The organism is Agarivorans sp. 2_MG-2023, assembly GCF_030548085.1.
In the GTDB taxonomy this organism is placed as follows: Bacteria; Pseudomonadota; Gammaproteobacteria; order Enterobacterales; family Celerinatantimonadaceae; genus Agarivorans.
Window position 1 is genome coordinate 56953 of sequence record NZ_JAUORQ010000001.1, and the last position, 17417, is coordinate 74369.

At 45.9% G+C, this 17417-nt stretch carries 13 protein-coding genes; 3 read left to right on the plus strand and 10 right to left on the minus strand.

Features of this window, described 5'->3' with window-relative positions; all coding sequences use genetic code 11:
• Positions 1 to 106: 106 nt before the first annotated feature.
• The 10 genes from Q4549_RS00305 to Q4549_RS00350 form a co-directional block, all read right to left on the minus strand.
• Positions 107 to 1312, minus strand: coding sequence for a urate hydroxylase PuuD (locus Q4549_RS00305; RefSeq protein WP_303553567.1), 1206 nt, complete (start codon positions 1310 to 1312; stop codon positions 107 to 109).
• Positions 1293 to 2618, minus strand: a complete 1326-nt coding sequence (gene guaD, locus Q4549_RS00310; RefSeq protein WP_303553566.1) for a guanine deaminase — start codon at positions 2616 to 2618, stop codon at positions 1293 to 1295. Before guaD ends, Q4549_RS00305 begins: the two co-directional genes overlap by 20 nt.
• 1 nt (position 2619) lies before the next feature.
• A complete protein-coding gene (gene uraH, locus Q4549_RS00315) occupies positions 2620 to 2946 on the minus strand; it encodes a hydroxyisourate hydrolase (protein ID WP_303553565.1) in 327 nt (108 codons plus the stop codon).
• Entirely contained in the window at positions 2943 to 3464 is a 522-nt protein-coding gene (gene uraD, locus Q4549_RS00320; protein WP_303553564.1) for a 2-oxo-4-hydroxy-4-carboxy-5-ureidoimidazoline decarboxylase, read from the minus strand. Before uraD ends, uraH begins: the two co-directional genes overlap by 4 nt.
• Positions 3454 to 4362, minus strand: coding sequence for a xanthine dehydrogenase accessory protein XdhC (gene xdhC, locus Q4549_RS00325; protein WP_303553563.1), 909 nt, complete (start codon positions 4360 to 4362; stop codon positions 3454 to 3456). The genes uraD and xdhC overlap by 11 nt, the downstream gene beginning before the upstream one ends.
• On the minus strand, positions 4355 to 6718 hold the full coding sequence (xdhB, locus tag Q4549_RS00330; protein ID WP_303553562.1) for a xanthine dehydrogenase molybdopterin binding subunit: 2364 nt from the start codon (positions 6716 to 6718) through the stop codon (positions 4355 to 4357). Before xdhB ends, xdhC begins: the two co-directional genes overlap by 8 nt.
• Positions 6711 to 8126 (minus strand): xanthine dehydrogenase small subunit, encoded by a 1416-nt coding sequence (gene xdhA / locus Q4549_RS00335; protein ID WP_303553561.1) that lies wholly within the window; start codon positions 8124 to 8126, stop codon positions 6711 to 6713. The genes xdhB and xdhA overlap by 8 nt, the downstream gene beginning before the upstream one ends.
• Positions 8127 to 8189: 63 nt before the next feature.
• On the minus strand, positions 8190 to 9149 hold the full coding sequence (locus Q4549_RS00340; RefSeq protein WP_303553560.1) for an isopenicillin N synthase family oxygenase: 960 nt from the start codon (positions 9147 to 9149) through the stop codon (positions 8190 to 8192).
• Between the two features lie 51 nt (positions 9150 to 9200).
• The gene (locus Q4549_RS00345; protein WP_303553559.1) at positions 9201 to 10280 is read right to left on the minus strand and encodes a BMP family ABC transporter substrate-binding protein; all 1080 of its coding nucleotides are present in this window, start codon (positions 10278 to 10280) and stop codon (positions 9201 to 9203) included.
• Positions 10281 to 10625: 345 nt separating this feature from the next.
• Entirely contained in the window at positions 10626 to 13871 is a 3246-nt protein-coding gene (locus Q4549_RS00350; RefSeq protein WP_303553558.1) for an RICIN domain-containing protein, read from the minus strand.
• A 717-nt stretch (positions 13872 to 14588) separates the two neighbouring features.
• On the opposite strand from Q4549_RS00350, the gene Q4549_RS00355 reads away from it, so the two are divergent.
• The 3 genes from Q4549_RS00355 (at position 14589) to Q4549_RS00365 (ending at position 17379) form a co-directional block, all read left to right on the plus strand.
• Positions 14589 to 15971, plus strand: a complete 1383-nt coding sequence (locus Q4549_RS00355; protein WP_303553557.1) for a nucleobase:cation symporter-2 family protein — start codon at positions 14589 to 14591, stop codon at positions 15969 to 15971.
• Between the two features lie 192 nt (positions 15972 to 16163).
• Positions 16164 to 16667 carry a hypothetical protein gene (locus tag Q4549_RS00360; RefSeq protein WP_303553556.1) on the plus strand — a complete coding sequence of 168 codons (504 nt, stop codon included), beginning with the start codon at positions 16164 to 16166 and terminating at the stop codon, positions 16665 to 16667.
• 172 nt (positions 16668 to 16839) lie between these two features.
• Complete coding sequence (locus Q4549_RS00365) at positions 16840 to 17379, plus strand: nucleotidyltransferase family protein (RefSeq protein ID WP_303553555.1); 540 nt, start codon at positions 16840 to 16842, stop codon at positions 17377 to 17379.
• Positions 17380 to 17417 lie beyond the last annotated feature (38 nt).

Here is a 17417-nt window from a genome sequence, read left to right on the forward strand (position 1 = left end):
TATTTTTAAGCCGCCACTTTTCCTCCAGTAGTGGCCCAGCCTAACGACGAATCTAGCATAAACCGTCCCTTGGTTTAACGAGCGAACTTATTGGTAACCTGAGTTTTTAGGGGGCACCTAACACTTGTTTAAGCATTTGTCGTTCGCCCTCAGTGATTTGGGTTTTGTTTAAAAATGGCATGTCTTTAGTTTCTGTTGCGCGGGCCACAATTCGTTGTTTCCACCTTTCAACATCTTGCCATGAATCCAACATTACCCCACCTTGTGCTGCGGTAAACATGTCATCGGTGGTAGCGCGGCTGTGACAACTGGCACAGCGTTGATTGATTATGGTCATTATTTGCTGTTGCTCTGTATTTAGTCCGGTTTGCATATCTTCGGCCAACGACACCAATTTAGCTTGGCTGCCACTCCAGCTCAAAAACACCGCCAGTATCAGTAAACCTGCAGCGCCGCTGACAATAATGGCAGGTTTGTGAACGCCTTGATGTTTTAAGTTAAAGAAGTGGCGGATCCAAGCGCTTAAACCAATTAAGGTGCACAGTATTAACCAGCTGTGGCTATGTTGGTAAATCATTGGGTAATGATTGCTAATCATCAAAAAAATCACCGGCAGGGTGAGGTAATTATTGTGCACCGATCGGCGTTTAGCTTCTAAACCCGGTGCGGGGTCTACGGTTTCGCCTGCGCTAACTTGTGCCACCATTTGCTTTTGGCCGGGAATAATTTTAATCCAAACGTTGGCCACCATAATGGTGCCAATTAACGCACCCATATGAATAAATGCCCCGCGGCCACTAAATACTTGAGTGAAGCCATAACAAAATAGCGCGCCAATGATTACCAAGCTCAAGCTAAGCAGCAGAGGTTTGTTGGCAATGGGCGAACGTAATAACCCTTCGTATAGGGCAAAGCCTAAAGTAATACCGCCCACTCCTAAGGCAATAGCTTGAGTGGTACCTAGTGCCATTATTTGGGGGTCGATTAAGTAGGCGTCGGCCCGTAAATAATAAATCCAAAACAGCAGCAAGGTGCCGCTTATCCAAGTGCTATAGGCTTCCCATTTAAACCAATGCAGTTTCTCGGGCATTTTCTCTGGGCCGACTTGGTATTTGGCAACTTCGTAAAAGCCTCCGCCATGCACAGCCCATAAGTCGCCTTTAATGCCTTTTTGTTTTTTCCAATCTGGCGGCGTCTTTAGGTTGTTGTCTAACCAAACAAAATAAAAGCTCGCACCTATCCAGGCGATGCCTGCAATAACATGAAACCATTTAATAAATAGTGCTAACCATTCATACAGCTGTGGCCACATAGTGTTGTCCTTTTTTATAAACTTGCTTACCTGCTACATAGGTGGCGTTAATCATGCGGTCGTCACCTAAGGTGTTAATGGCAAATAACTGTTCACTTAAATCGCGCGCTTTATTTAAGCGCTGGCTAAGCATTGGCGTGGGCTGCATATCAAGTTCAACAAAGTCCGCTTCGCTGCCCACATTTAAATTGCCTACTTGGGTGTCTACGCCCATGGCAACGGCTGCGCCTTGAGTACACAAATACAAGGAATCGAAAGGGCTTAGGCTGGTTTGTTGTAGCTGACATACCTTGTAGGCATCGGCTTGGTTAGCAAACATGCTTAGGCTAGTACCGCCGCCAACATCGCTGGCGAGGGCGACCGAAACCCCGTTGGCTTGGGCACGCTGGTAGTTAAATAATCCGCTGCCTAAAAACAGGTTTGATGAAGGGCAAAAATTGATGGTAGCGCCCGATGCGGCTAAAGCGATGTATTCCCTGTCGGTGAGATGGATACCATGTCCAAATAGCGACTTTTCTCTAACTAAATCATGGGCTTCGTACACTGCCAAGTAGTCGGAGTAATCAGGGAATAGCTCGTTAATCCATTGCACTTCGTTGGGGTTTTCAGACAAGTGAGTTTGAATGAATGTGTCTGGATGTTCATTGGCTAATTGGCCAGCCTTAGCCAGTTGAGCTTCACTAGAAGTGGGCGCAAACCGTGGAGTAATGGCGTACAACTGACGACCATTTTTATGCCACTGCTCAATCAATTGCTTGCTCTCGTAATAGCCACTATCTGGAGTATCTTGCAGCGCCGCGGGGCAGTTTCTGTCCATTAATACTTTGCCGCAAATCATCCGTGCGTTATGGCTTTGGGCGGCTTCAAAAAAGCTAGTGACGGATTGCGGATGAACCGTGGCATACACGCTGGCAGTGGTGGTGCCATGAGCAAATAGTTGCTGTAAGAAAAACTCAGCTTGGCCGCGGGCGTATGCGGCCTCAATAAACTGTTGTTCTGCAGGGAAGGTGTAGGTATTTAGCCAATCTAATAGTTGCTTGCCAAAACTGGCAATCACTTCAACTTGGGGATAATGCACATGGCTATCAATTAAGCCCGGAATGATTAAGCCTTGATGTTCAACAATGGGTAATTGCGCTAGCGGCGTAGTCTCTGCTTGAAGGAAGTCTTTAGCGTCACCAAGGTGAGCAATAAGACCGTGCTTAACCATTAATACGCCATCTTCCCAATATTGATAATGCTCACTGGGATTTAGGCTGGCTTTAGGAAAATGCAATATGCTGCCGCGATGAATCTGTCGCGTCATATTAGCTGCCTCGATAGGTTGAGTAGCTAAAGCCACTTAATAGCAGAGGAATGTGGTAATGGGCTTGGCTTTCTTCGCTGTTAAACACCACATCAGCTAAGGGAAAGAAGCACTGTTTAAAGTGTTCATTACAGTAGTCTTCGGTGATAAAACGCAGGCAGTAACAATCGGCGTCTAACTGTAATTCGGCAAAGCTAAAGCGGCCATCTTGATTAGTGACGCCTTTAGCTAAACTCTGAGTTTCGCCAAATCGAAAAATTTCTACGGGAATGCCAGCCGCAGGCTGGCCACAACTGGTATCTAGTACATGGCAGCTCAATGTGCTCAAAATAAGTTCTCCATTCTAATAAGGCTGATTTGCTGCTGTTGCTTGGCAGCAGTGATTAATTCCTGTTGGCGACTTTGGCCATAACGTTGCTGTAATAAGTGCAGCATTTGTTCGGCTGACTTACCGCTGGCGCACACGATGAAAATGAAGCCGTAACGGCGTAGGTAATCTTGATTTAGTTTAAGTAGCGCGTGTAGGGTAGTTTGTTGAGCATCGGCCACTTGGGCTTGTTCAGCTTGGCTTAAGTTTTTGCCTTGGCTGTATTTTTTTTGCAGGCTGCTTAAATCACCAATCATCGGGTGACCAGCAAAGGCCTCTAACCAGTCCTGCTCAGTTAGCTGACTAAAGGCTTGCATGGCCATTTGGTAGCAATGCTCGGGTGATTGAAAAGGGCGTAAACTGGCCAGCTGTTGCAGCCAGGTTTTACTGGTGCATATACTGGCCATTTCGCTAATAAACTGGCTAAGCGGCAAGTTGTTTAACTCACTTAGCGTTTGTTGCACTTGGTTATTGCTCATTGCTTTCTCCGGCCAGTTGTTTACGCAGAGAGTTAACCGTTTGCCACTGTTGTTTATGTTGGTTTCTTTTAGTGCTGATTAAGACTGGCTGATCAGCGTTTGAGTAATCGTTATGCAATAGGCTGATCAGTTGGGCACTCACCGACACGGCTACTTGCATTGGTAATTTCCCTTTCACTTCAGGTAAGCCAATAGGACACACCAATTGCTCACTAAGCTCTGGCTTAGCCAGCTTTTCTGCTAGTCGGTATTTAAATCGCTGGGCTTTGATGGCCGAACCAATCACGCCGACAAAGTGTAAATCTTGGCGCGTTAGTGCGGCCAAACTCAGTTCAAAATCTAAACTATGGTCTTGGCTTAAAATCAGCACATTACTGGCTGATTTTAGTTCGCTAATGGTTTGTACTGGCTCTGGATGATAGTGGGTGTTCACACCTAATTTGGCGATTGAGTCCAACCAGTCTTGTCGATTATCAATCACCTCTAGGCTAAACGGCAGTTGTGACAGTATTTGGCACAGTGCATGGCTAACATGGCCTGCGCCATAAATGGTGATATGTGCTTGTTTAACCGCGAAATATTCAAACAGTACTTGCACCGCGCCACCGCAACATTGGGCTAAATCGGCCGCTAATGAAAAACGCTCTATTTGAGTACCGTTTTGGCCGTGTCGCAGATGATCACGGGCGTGCTTGATCACCTGATATTCTAGATTTCCACCACCTAGGGTATCGAATTGCTGCTGTTGGCTAATCACCATTTTTGCACCATTCGCACGGGGAGTAGAACCCGCTTCAGCAATAACCGTCGCAATGCAATAAGCCTGTTGTTGCTCCTTCAAATAGCCACACGCGTCTAACCAATTGTGAGGTTGTAAACTCTGATTCCAGTTATGCATCTTGCGCCTCCAAATAATCAAATTGGCGTTGGCAGGCCATAAGTATTCGCTCGCCAGTGGCGGGAGCATTTAACTGCGGTGCGAGCTGATGCTGGCTAATTGATGCAACCGCATCATAAATGGCGCACCAGGCGCTAATGGCTAACATAAAGGGGGGTTCGCCCACCGCCTTTGAGCGGTAGATGCTGTGTTCGGGGTTCATTTGGTCAAACAAACTAATGTTCATTTGTTTAGGGTAATCGCCAATAGTGGGGATTTTGTAGTTAGCTGGGCTTTGACTTAGCAGGCGACCTTGCTCATTCCACACTAATTCTTCAGTGGTTAGCCAACCTACACCTTGAATAAACGCGCCTTCAATTTGGCCAATATCAATGGCAGGATTAAGGCTAGCGCCCACATCATGCAGAATATCGACTCGGTCTAGGCTCATTTCTCCGGTAAGGGTATCTATGCTTATTTCGCTACAAGCAGCGCCTAAGGAAAAGTAGTAAAACGGTCGGCCTTCGGCTTGCTCACGGTTGTACCAAATCTTCGGTGTTTTATAGAAGCCCGTGGCAGAAAGTGACACCCGATGCATGTACGCTTGCTGCACCAGTTCACCCCAGCTAATAGTATTTTCACCTACAATAACTTGGCCATTTTCAAATTGAATGTGCTCTTCGCTGACTTGGTAGTGGCTTTGCGCAAAATCTAACAAACGTTGCTTAATGTCTGCGGCCGCCAAATGCGCTGCCATGCCGTTTAGGTCACTGCCCGAAGACGCTGCGGTAGGCGAGGTATTCGGTACTTTGTCGGTACGCGTGGATGTGATGAGCACGTAGTCAAAAGGAATACCAAGAGTTTGCGCCACAATTTGCTGCACCTTGGTATGTAAACCTTGGCCCATTTCAGTACCGCCATGGTTTAGCTGAACACTGCCGTCGGTATACACGTTAATTAATGCACCCGCTTGGTTAAGGTGTTTGGCAGTAAAAGAAATGCCAAACTTAACTGGGCTTAGCGCCAGCCCTTTTTTAATGGTGGGATTACTGTGGTTCCATTGGTTTATTTGTTGGCGCCGCTTACGGTAGTCGGCATTTTGTTCAAGTTGTTTGAGCAAGTTACACATATCTTGGTGCTGCTCAACGGGCATGCCGTAATGGGTGGTGGCATTGCCTGCGTGGTAAAGGTTTTTGTAGCGAACATCTAAGGCGTCTTGGCCAGTAGCAATGGCAATGTCTTGCATGGCTTGCTCGATAAGCATCATGCCTTGAGGGCCACCAAAACCACGAAAGGCTGTGTGCGATACGGTATCGGTTTTAAGGCGATTACCCACTACTTCTGCCTGACTTAGGCTGTAGGCGTTGTCACTATGGAACATCGCTCGGTCAACAATGGCGTCAGACAAATCTGGCGAGTGACCACATAGCCCGTTTACTTCTAGCTTGGCACTTTCAATCACACCATCACGGCTTACACCTAGTTGATAGCGATTGTAAAAGGGATGGCGTTTACCGGTTACCGCCATATCTACGCTGCGTGGTAAACGAATTTTTACTGGCTTACCGGTTCGCCAAGCCGCGAGGCTAGCCAAGCATGCCCATTGGGCGGCTTGGGTTTCTTTGCCGCCAAAGCCGCCACCCATGCGGCGCATATCTACCGTGACTCGATGAAAGGCAATATTGAGCACTTCGGCAATCAGTTTTTGTACTTCGCTAGGATGCTGTGAAGAGGTATACAGTAAAATACCGTCTTCGCTTGGCATCGCTAGGCTTACTTGCCCTTCTAAATAGAAGTGTTCTTGTCCACCGATGTGTTGCTCGCCGCTGAGCACAAGTTCGCTTTGCTTAAGTGTGTCTTGGCTTACCGCTTTGCCCATTCGATGAGCAGGGCGAACAAAGGGAGTTGGGTTGCTGGCTTGTTTAGCTTGCGCAGCGTTTAATATAGGCTCTGCTTGTTGCTGATATTGCACTACATTTTGGCTTGCTTGCGCTGCAACTTGCCAGGCACGCTGGTGGTTATGGCAGAGTACTAGCGCAATCGGTTGCTGGTGATAGCGAATCTCCTGCTCACTGAGCAAGGGGTCACCTGGGAATATTGGCCCAATATCTTGATGACCGGGAATATCGTCACAGCGAATAACCGCCACTACGTCTGGATTGTCACTGAGTGAGTCAAGTTGTTGCTGACTAATACTACCCTTGGCAATTTGGCTGGTAATAACAGCAGCGTGTAAACACCCTGCGGGCAGGTTTTGGTCGTCTACAAATAGTGCCTCGCCAGCCACTTGTTTCGCTGCACTTTCGTGAGGGACAGATTGGCCTACAATCTCGCTAACACCCACTTGATGTAATTGCTGAGTCGTTAGTTTACGCATGGGCAGCTAACCTCGTTGGCAATTGGTGGCAGTATAAATAGAAGCGCTTGAGCAGGTTTTGCACTAGCATCACTCGATAAGCAGCGCTGGCTCTTACATCGTCAATCGGCTTGATAAATTGCGGCACCAACGCTTGTAGTTGTTTAAGCTTTTTGGGGGTAAAGGTTTCGCCTAGCAAACAGTTTTCTAGCTCAGCTAAGCGCACTGACTTTGCGGCTACACCACCGGCAGAAATCACGCAGTGGCTTACCAGTTTATTGCTGTCGTATTTGAGCGCTACGGCTAATACCACCGTGGCAATATCATCTTCATAGCGCTTACTGACTTTGTAGATTTGATGCTGAATGTCGGGGTCTAAATCGGGCAAGTGAATTGCGCTAATCCATTGCTCTGGCTTTAAGCGCGTTTCACGGTAACCAGTGATGTAATCTTCTGGAGCATATAGTTCGGTGCTGTAGCCATCATCTAATTCAATTTTTCCGTTCAAACTGATCAAAAGCGGTGCGATATCGCCAATAGGTGAGGCGTTACCCAAACTGCCGCCTAAGGTGGCGCGGTGGCGAATGGTGATACTGCCTAATCGCGCAAAAATCTCATCGGTAGTGGGGTAGTGTTGCTGCATAAAAGTATGAACGTCACTTAAGGGTACGGCGGCGCCTATCCGCCAGCCACCGTCAAGTCGTTCGATTTTGCTTAACTCTGGTAGGGCGGTGAGATCGATGATCTTGGGAATGCGCTGATGCAGCTGCGTAACTTCTAAGGCTAAATCTGTGCCGCCGCCTATCCATTTCGCGTCGGGGTGTTGTTGGCGTATTTCGGCAAGCTCTTGGCGGTTATTAGGTTGCCAATAATTAACGCTATCTAGCGGCTCACATTCGCCCATCCAGTGTTGTACAGCAGCTTCATTTTGCTGAATATGATCATCGGCTGCGGGCGCAGCGGCTACTTGTTGAGCGGCTTCTATTAGCGGGCCATAGCCGGTGCAGCGACACAGGTTGCCAGCTAGGTAGTCTTCGGGATGTTCAGGTTGTTGCTTTTGGCGTGATAAGGCATACAAAGACATTACAAAGCCAGGAGTACAAAATCCGCACTGGCTGCCGTGTTTATCTACTACCGCTTGTTGAACCGGGTGTAATTGCTGGCCTTGCTTTAAATACTCTACAGTGATGATTTGTTTGCTATGCAAAGAATGTAGCGGAGTGATACAGCTATTAATTTGCTGGTAGCTTAATTTACCGTGAGCGGTCTTGCTCACCATTACCACGGTACACGCGCCACAATCGCCACTGGCGCAGCCTTCTTTAGTCCCCACTAAGTTGCGTTGTTCACGCAAGAAGTTAAGCAGCATGGTGTCTGCCGCTTGCTGACTGAGCGCTATCGCTTGGTCGTTAATCATTAGCTGTAACATACTGCTCCTACCTTTGTTACAAACTTAAAGCTGTCTACATGGTCAACTTTAAAGTTAAATTTTTTAATTGGTTTCAGTGTCGCTGCGATAGGCGTAGGTATCGGCAAAACGCGATAAAATCCAATCGCCGGCGCTAATCTCTGAATACTTCGATGATTCACCCTCGGCCAAACATGAAGGCAAAGTGTTTACCGGCGTATCAAAATCTGGCTCTACAAAAAAAGGCATAGAGAAACGGGTAGTTTGCTTGTTAGGGCTGGTGACCCGATGTGGCGTAGATTTGTACTTACCATTTGTCCAACGCTGCATTAAATCACCGATATTGACGACAAAACTGTTTGCTACTGGTGTGGCATCTAACCAATTGCCGCTTTTGTCCTGCACTTGCAAGCCCCCAATGTGATCTTGATAAAGCAAGGTGATGCAACCGTAGTCGGTATGTGCGCCAGCACCGTTACTACTATTTAGCTGTGGCGGATAATGAATCAGCCGCAACACACTAATCGGGCAGCTAAAGTTTTTACTAAAAAAGTCTTCCGCTTGGCCTAAAGCAATAGCCATTGCCTGTAGTATTTTGAGTCCAACCTGCAGGGTGAGTTCGTAATGCTGCTGCATTAGCTGAGCAAAGCCGTCAAGATTGGGGTACTGGTTGGGTCCGTACAGCAGTGAACATTTGGCCACTTGTGGGTGATAGGGGCTTAAATCCAAGGCCATATCATAGGTTTCTTTAAAATCTTTCGGCCCTGCTGGGTCTAATTGTTCCGCGCTAACTTGGCCCCAACCACGGTGATTAACCGAGCGTTGTATATCGATTTTGCTTTTTTCATCTTCGCTTAAGGCAAAAAACTGGGCGGCCATGCTTTGCACCGCTGCAAATTGCTCTGGTGGAATACCATGACCGGTCACGTAAAAGAAACCTTTGTCTCTACAAGCTGCATCTATCGCGTCCACCACTTCTTGCCAACTTTGGCTGTCTGCTTGGTTTAGTGCGGCAATGTCAACAATAGGTAATGCTAAGGTCATGCTTGTATCTCTTAGTGAGCCCAGCTAAACGCTGGGCTTTTAAGTCAAATGCTACTTTGGAATGGTGGCGTCGATACCTTCTACGTACCACATCACGCTGGCTAGCTCTTTGTCGTTTAGAGTTTTACCCGCCGGGATAACTTCCTTGCCTTGGTTGTCTTTCATCGGGCCAGTGAAAGGATGGAATTGGCCAGACTTAATTTTAGCTTCTGAACTGCTAATGGCGGCTTTTACCTCTTCGGGTAAGGTTGGGTTAACCGATACCACCTGAAGGATTTCTTCGGCAAAACCACCCCAGTAATCTTCTGGTTTCCAAGAACCGGCCATCACTTCTTCTACAGTACGAATATAATGTGGTGCCCACACATCTCGAATTGAGAACATATGTGCGGTAGGGGCAAAATGACTCATGTCAGAGGCTTGTCCAATGCCCATCATGCCGCGTTTTTCTGCTGCGATAAGTGGCGCGGGGCTGTCGGTGTGTTGCAAAATAATGTCTACACCTTGGTCCATTAAGGCATTGGCAGCGTCGGCTTCTTTACCGGGGTCGTACCAGGTATTTACCCAAACAATTTTAATTTGTACGTCTGGGTTAACGCTTTTAGCACCAAGGTATACCGCATTAATATCGCGAATGACTTCTGGAATAGGGAAAGAGGCAATGTAACCAATAACGTTAGTTTTGGTGGTCATGCCTGCTGCTACCCCCGATACATAACGTCCTTCATAGGTACGAAGTATGTAGGTAGAGACATTTTTGCTGCGCTTGTAGCCGGTGGCGTGTTCAAAACGTACTTTAGGAAAACGCTTAGCCGCTTTAATAGTGGGGTTCATAAATCCAAACGAGGTAGTGAAAATCACATCGTGGCCCGATTTTGCCAGCTGAGTAATCACTCGCTCGGCATCTGCACCTTCTGGTACATTTTCTACAAAAGTGGTGCTTACTTTGCCGCCAAAGTGTTGCTCCATCTCGATACGACCTTGATCGTGCTCATAACTCCAACCGTGATCACCTACTGGGCCAACGTAGACAAAACCTACTTTTAGTGGCTCGTCTGCTGCCATGCTAGCAGGGGCAAGTAAACTGCTTACAGCAAACGCCGCTGCGCTTATCCATTTATTTAGTTTCATTAAGAACTCCGTTTCTATTTCGGCAGTGAGGTGTTGATTAGTGATAGCAAAAAGCTGGCCACTTGGTCATGTTTTTTGATTTAAGTCAAAAAAGCCCATTTGCACAAGCTTTGTTGAGATTACTGGTAATAATTGTTACAGCGCTAGTGGCTGTTGATTGTTAAATAGTGGTGCAGCGTTTAATTGAAAACGCACCACACTTAGGCATTCAGCACCGTTTAGCTTTTACCAAGCATAGTTGATGTAGCCAAAATGTTGCGGCTGTGATTTATAGGAATAAAAAGGAGAGGGGAACTAGCCGCTAAGCTTGATGCCGCGGCTAGTGGTTTTGCTTTATTTTGCGCTTTATTCTACAAAGCGTATTAATTGATTAGCTTGACTACCACACTGCCACTGCTGAATAGCAGCAGCTTTGTTAGCGCTGGCATTTTTTACATCAATACAGGCGTTAGATTTTTTAGCGCGCAGTTCAAACCACCCGTTTTGCTTGTCTACTAACTTCCAAGCTTGGTTGGGGTTATTTGCTCCACAATTGTATTGCTGAATTGCCGCGCCATTGGCTTGACTACCATTGGTTAAGTCCACACACTTTTCGCTTACTTGTGCTTCAATCGCAAACCAATTATCACCTAAGTCGGTAAACATAAAACGCTGGTTAGTATTTTGAGTATTACAGTCCCATTGGTGGTATTGGCTGCCATTTTCAGTTCTACCGTTGGCTACGTCCATGCACTTATAGCTGTGTTTAAACTGTAGGTTAGTCCAAGACCTTGGTGGGGTAATGCCTTCTGCAACAACGCTTAAGTTGTTTATTTGGTCGCTAGCTATATTACTTTGCCATTCGGTACCTACTGGTCGAATGCTGTTTTTAAGCGTGTAACCGTTTGACGCTACAGGTATGTCATCTAATTCAAGATTTAGCTGAGCAATGCCTTCGCCTGCCTCTACCGTAGTGGTAGCTTGGGTCAGCCATTGATCGTTTAACCACAGCTCTACAACTATATCGCGATGTTCAGTGGCGCTATATTCAACATCAAATTGCTGTTGCTGAGCGTGCGCTAACATTTTCTCGGTTACGAGCAATTTAGTGCTGTCTTCGCTAGGAAGAGCATTAACAATAGTAATGTTAGTGATTTGCTCAAAATCGATGTTTTGTTGCCACGAAGCACCAACCGGGCGAATAGACCCTTTAAGGATGTAGGTGGTGCTACCTACCACAGGTGCAGTGCCTAGTTTAACGGTAACGCTCGCTCGGCCGTCACCGGGTTTCACAGTGGTTTTGCCGGCTGCTAGCCAATTGTCATCGTTCCAAATTTCAACGACTAGGTCGCGCTCTATCATTGCTGAATAATCTAGTTCAACGGTGTATTGCAAGGCGCTAGTTAACTCACTGAAGCTGTCTACAAATACCAGTTGATCGAAGCCCGCGCCATTATCATCTTCAATACTAATGTCGTTGATCTGGCTTTGTTGAATAATGCTGGCAACGTCGCCGCCTTGTGGGCGGATATTGGTTTTGAGTATGTAATCTTCTTCGCCTGCTTGAGTCGGCGTATTTAAGCTGATCTCGAAGGTTTTACTGCCTTTACCTGCGGCTACATTTTGGGTTTGTCCTGCTAGGTAGGTTTGGCCATTCCACAGCGATACCACAAGATCACGGCTCATAGAGGCTTCATAGTTCACCGTTACGGCGTAATTGCTACCAGGTGCAAGGCTGATGATTTGTTCTGCAAAGCTAATTTTGTCTTCGTTTGAGGTGGCATTGCTTTGGTTGTGAACCTCTAAAACTACCGAGCTAACACGGCCGTCAGAGTCAGGGAAAGTAAGGCTAATGGTGTTATTTTTTGCTAACAGTTGATTGCTTACAGGTATGCGTAATGTACCAAAAAAGTCATCCCGCGAGCTTTGGTCGCCACCTTTCCAGTTACTGGGTACCGAAACTGCGGTGCCATTTACTTTCACAATTGGCTGTTTTGATTTGTTGTGTTTACGGCCAATACTCACTTTAAGTATCGAATCGCCATTCGCTAAATCAACATTGTTAATGCCAAAGTTAAGCGCTTGATTAGCTGTAATTTTTTGCAGGTTAGTACTGCTGTAATAATTGTTTACCTTAACGGTATTATTTAACTCAAGGTTGCCGTTGAAGCGATAAGCCAATACTACGGTTTCACCAGGAATTAAATCTACAGAATTAGGTGTGTTAATGCTGGCTTGGTCTTGGTAAATAGGGGCTTTGTTGGTATAAATCTTTAGGGACTTTTTACTCACATTGGCAATACTGCCAAAGCTATTTACAAAATCTAAGTTCACTTGTTGATTGCTTTCAGACAAGCTATTTAGGGCTACGTAAGCGGTGTCACCATCAACAAAAGCATGTACTTGTACATCTTCATAATCAGAGAGTGTTTTTACCCGTAGGCCTTTTACTTCAGACCATAACTGGTAGAAGTGGATTCGCGGTGTCCAAAAGAACTTAGTGGGTTTGCCATTCACAATGCTGGTGGGATCGGGGCGTGATACTACGGCTCCGTAAGGTTCCCAGTTATTGGCAGCGTTATAGTGCCAAGCGGCTTTACCGGTAATAAACGGAATAGACGTAAGCAAACGGTCTTGGCGGTCTATTAGTTGAAATAGCATGTTGTTAATTGAGCGAACCGACTGCACGCTGGCAATGTCGCTGTAACTATCGCCATAGCCTTTTTCAATTCCACCGTATTCGGTAATGGCTAGGGGTTTAACTTGGTCCCACTTGTGGTAACTGTAGCTTTCAACTAAATCTAAGATTGCGTCTAAGTTACTGCCAGAGCGCTGGCTATTTGCTCCGGTTACGTTAACTCCATCGTATAAATGCACCGAAAACGCATCCATGTATGGACCTGCGCTATCCATAAACATCTTCATACGTGTATCAAAGTGTTTAAAGTCCCACAATTCCATGGATGGCCACGCACCGGCATAACCAATTAATTGGGTATTGATGTTTTCTTGGTCAAACTTTTTGCCAATTTGCTTAAATAGCTCGGTAATTTTGCTACGCGCTAGATCGTCATCGATGCCAAATTCACCGGCATGTACAAAGGGTTCGTTGATTGGCTCATAGAAAATAGGGCGCGTGCTGTCGTCAAAGTAATATTTGAAGTAGTTGGCGGCCCATTCTGCGGCTTTTACCGGATCTTGGTTAGCTGCGAACGCATTGCGAGGGTGATCGGTAACGATGTAACGATCTGAAAAGTAGGCATAGTTTCTATGGTTCTTAGTGTTAGCCACATTTTTTGCGCCGTTGGTTTTGGCGGTGGCTTCATTAGGGTAAGAATCGTGCCCTTTGTGCGCTGAGAAGGGGCTCCAAAAGCCGCGACCAAAGCCTGCGTTTAGCTCGTTAGTTAGGTAATCCAATTCGTCACTGGTGACTTGGTTTTCTGAGTGGGTGGTATGTAGATTAAAGTATTTCTCTCGGTCTAACTTAGACACGCCACCAATAAATTTTTGGGTGCTTAAATCAATCGTAACGGTGGGTGCTGCATAAGACCCGCTGCTGACTAACAAGCTAAACGTCGCTCCGATCAGTGCCGAGGCAGTTGATAATCGCATTTGTATCTCCATGATAGTGTTTTAAAAAACATGTGGCATGGGTGTTAGTTAAATGCCTTGTTATAAGCCTGAGTCTTCGCGACTCAAGTTTGGCTACAACAAATCTAGTTTGCGCAAGGTAACACTCATATCATCCTGATATTGCTAAGCTTTGTCCCTGTATCTTATTACTTGCTTGGATTACTTTTATTGGGGGGCGAACTTAAACCAGTTATGGCTGGGCAAGATACTAGAACAGGCTTAATTGATATTTAAATTAAGAATTGAGTTTGTCACTAAGCTGTGAGGTATATCACGCAAAATTCTTGGTTTTAGTGCTTACGTGTCGTTAATGAAAGACAGTTATCTGACTGTTATTTATAGTTTTTTAATGCTTGTTTATGATTGGCACTTTTAGTAACTCTAGTAATGGCAAACAGCAGAAAAACGGTTAAAGCTACCGGTTTAAACAAATCGCTTATTAGGCTTTTGGAAGTGACACCATGTGGTGCAGGGTTTGCTAAATTCGCACCAATATCACGCTTGCTACAGATGTTTTTGCTGGCACATTCTACTCGGCATTATTTTCTCCCTTCGCGCTCTACACCTTTGATACAGGCCGCTTGTAGAACTCCCGAATGTTACAAAAAGGTAAATTGGCAAGTTTATTGCGTTATTAAGCTGACTGAGTGGTCAGGTTGGGCGGCGATAGCCGAACGCTAATGAACGGAGCCAAAGATGAAAACCGAAGCATCGCAGGAACTCATTTACACGCTAGACGAGCAGCCCAAAGCGACCGAAGCTTTTTTTGCAGGATTACAGCATGTGTTGGCTTGTTTTGTTGGAGTGATTACCCCAACACTGATTATTGGTGGCGTACTAGGTCTAGGTGAACACATCCCTTATTTGATTAGTATGGCCTTGATTGTATCGGGCGTAGGCACCTTTATTCAGGCGAAGAAAATTGGCCCAATAGGCGCAGGCATGATTTGTGTGCAAGGTACTAGCTTTGCATTTTTGGGTTCGGTATTGGCCGCTGGTTTTATTGCCAAAAGCCAAGGTGGCGGACCAGAAGAAATGCTATCGCTTATATTTGGCGTATGTTTTTTAGGTGCCTTTATCGAGATATTTCTTTCTCAGTGTTTAGTGGCGATGAAGCGCATTATTACACCGCTGGTGACCGGTATTGTTATCACTATTATCGGGATCTCACTGATTAAAGTGGGCATGACAGATTTGGCGGGTGGCTTTAAAGCGCCTGACTTTGGGAGCTTACCAAACCTCGGTTTAGGGTTTGTGGTATTGGCGGTGATTATTGGTTTAAACCGCTGCTCAAATCCTTGGTTACGTTTATCATCAATTGTGATTGGATTGGCGATAGGCATGGTGATTGCCGCGTTCATGGGTAAGTTGGACTTTTCAGCAGTGGGCACTCAACCTTGGGTGAGCATTCCTATGCCGTTTAAATACGGTTTTAACTTTGATTGGGTGGCTTTTTTACCGGTTGCACTTATTTACTTCATCACCGCCATTGAATCTGCCGGAGATATCACCGCCAACTGCGCGATATCGCAGCAGCCAATTAAAGGCGACGCTTATTTAAAACGTATTCGTGGCGGCGTATTGGCTGATGGAGTTAACTCTTTGTTAGCGGCAACATTTAACACCTTTCCCAATACTACTTTTAGTCAGAACAACGGAGTGATTCAACTGACTGGCGTGGCTAGCCGTTATATTGGTTACTACATTGCGGCCATTTTGGTGGTGCTGGGTTTGTTCCCAGTATTGGGTGCGGTGCTACAACAGATCCCTAAACCTGTGTTAGGTGGAGCAACCCTTGTTATGTTTGGTACGGTTGCTGCTGCGGGCATAAAAATTATCGCCAGCGAGGCACTTAATCGCCGTAAGTTACTCATAATGGCGGTGTCTTTTGGGGTAGGGTTAGGTGTGACCATGGTGCCTGATTTACTGCAACACGCGCCTAAACTGGCTCAAAATGTTTTTGGTTCTGCGGTGACTTCGGGCGGCTTAATTGCTATTGCACTAAGTTTATTGCTATCCGAGGAACAGGTCGAATCGTCAAGTTCGGTGGAGACTTCTGCCCGCGATTCATCTGGTTAAAGTTTGTTCACTAGCTAGCTTGAATAAACGGCGAGCTTTTGGCAGAATGACGGCAGGTGCTAAAGGGGCGCCTGCCCGCCAAGAGGAACTCACCCTTAAGTACGCTAAGTTTAGCGACCTATCATTACGACACTGTATGTCATTCTGAATATTGTTTTGCGGGGAACAACATAAGTATTTAGGAACATAGAGATGTTATCAGCTATTGAAGAACTTAAGATCCGCAGTAAAATTTTGCTTAAACAGCGTCATACTGCCGACTCTCCGTTACCCGCCTTAGCCAAAGGCAAATCACCACAACTTAAACACGCTTTATTGTATGTAGCACGCCAAGCGGGATTTAACGATTGGCAACACGCCCAAGCGGTATTGTCCTGTGAACAAAGCGAGCCTAAACAACAAGATAGTGGCAAGTTTTGGTATTCCAATGCTTGCATGGCGTTGCTTAACCACTGGTGTGCTAGCTACCAAGAAGCTCTAGCACTGCAGACTAAAAGGGGCGGGGTAATACTGCCTTACAAAAGCCAGTTTGTGGTGGCCGACGGGGTGTATTTGCAAGCACTGGGTTTAGCCGCCAACGATCCCTTATGGGAAAGCCTTAACCATGATTGGTGCCAAGGCTCGCAAGCCGTTCGCCAAGAATTAGCCTATAAGCGTTTATTAGCAATGCAAACTGCCCGTTATAAAGTGTGTTAAAACGTCAGTGATCCTTAAAACTAAAAGAGGTGAGTGTTGCTCGCCTCTACTACTGCTTTTTATCAGTATGTATAAATAGTTTTAAATCGCGCTTTTGTATTGGCCGTTTGACTAAACAATGCCAAGGTGTTGCAAATGTGATTATTTATCAAACCTATCTCAAGACATTTTAATGCAGACGATTATCGAGTTAGTAAAACAAGATCTTCTTCGAATACAGGCGCTTGAGCACGTTCGAGCCTTAACCTTACCCGATTGCTATATTGCCGCTGGATTTGTTCGAAACTTAGTGTGGGACCATTTGCATAACAAGGTAGTACCTACCAAGCTAAACGATGTAGATGTTATCTATTTTGATAGCAGCGAAACTGGCCCTGACAAATATTTGGCCTATGAGAAAGTGCTTAGCAGCGCAATGCCTAGTTTAAATTGGCAAGTACGTAATCAAGCCATCATGCATAAACGCAATGGCGACCCGCAATACCTGAACTCATTAGATGCAATGCGTTATTGGCCTGAGAAAGAAACCGCGGTGGCAATTCGCTTGCTGGATAAGCATCGCTTCGAGTGTATTGCTGCATTTGGTTTTGACTCTTTGTTTAGGGCACAAATAAGCTATAACCCTAAGCGGCAGAGAGCGGTATTTGAGCAGCGGGTAAACGCGAAAGGCTGGTTAACAGCATGGCCAAATCTACAACTTATTTATGAGTAAAAGCAGATAAGTAGATACGAGTGTTCCACTTCTTCACA

Coding starts and splice junctions, on each gene's coding strand:
- Q4549_RS00305 (WP_303553567.1), bottom strand. CDS start 1,312: ATGTGGCCACAGCTGTATGAATGGTTAGCACTATTTATTAAATGGTTT.
- guaD (WP_303553566.1), bottom strand. CDS start 2,618: ATGACGCGACAGATTCATCGCGGCAGCATATTGCATTTTCCTAAAGCC.
- uraD (WP_303553564.1), bottom strand. CDS start 3,464: ATGAGCAATAACCAAGTGCAACAAACGCTAAGTGAGTTAAACAACTTG.
- xdhC (WP_303553563.1), bottom strand. CDS start 4,362: ATGCATAACTGGAATCAGAGTTTACAACCTCACAATTGGTTAGACGCG.
- xdhB (WP_303553562.1), bottom strand. CDS start 6,718: ATGCGTAAACTAACGACTCAGCAATTACATCAAGTGGGTGTTAGCGAG.
- xdhA (WP_303553561.1), bottom strand. CDS start 8,126: ATGTTACAGCTAATGATTAACGACCAAGCGATAGCGCTCAGTCAGCAA.
- Q4549_RS00340 (WP_303553560.1), bottom strand. CDS start 9,149: ATGACCTTAGCATTACCTATTGTTGACATTGCCGCACTAAACCAAGCA.
- Q4549_RS00345 (WP_303553559.1), bottom strand. CDS start 10,280: ATGAAACTAAATAAATGGATAAGCGCAGCGGCGTTTGCTGTAAGCAGT.
- Q4549_RS00350 (WP_303553558.1), bottom strand. CDS start 13,871: ATGCGATTATCAACTGCCTCGGCACTGATCGGAGCGACGTTTAGCTTG.
- Q4549_RS00355 (WP_303553557.1), top strand. CDS start 14,589: ATGAAAACCGAAGCATCGCAGGAACTCATTTACACGCTAGACGAGCAG.
- Q4549_RS00360 (WP_303553556.1), top strand. CDS start 16,164: ATGTTATCAGCTATTGAAGAACTTAAGATCCGCAGTAAAATTTTGCTT.
- Q4549_RS00365 (WP_303553555.1), top strand. CDS start 16,840: ATGCAGACGATTATCGAGTTAGTAAAACAAGATCTTCTTCGAATACAG.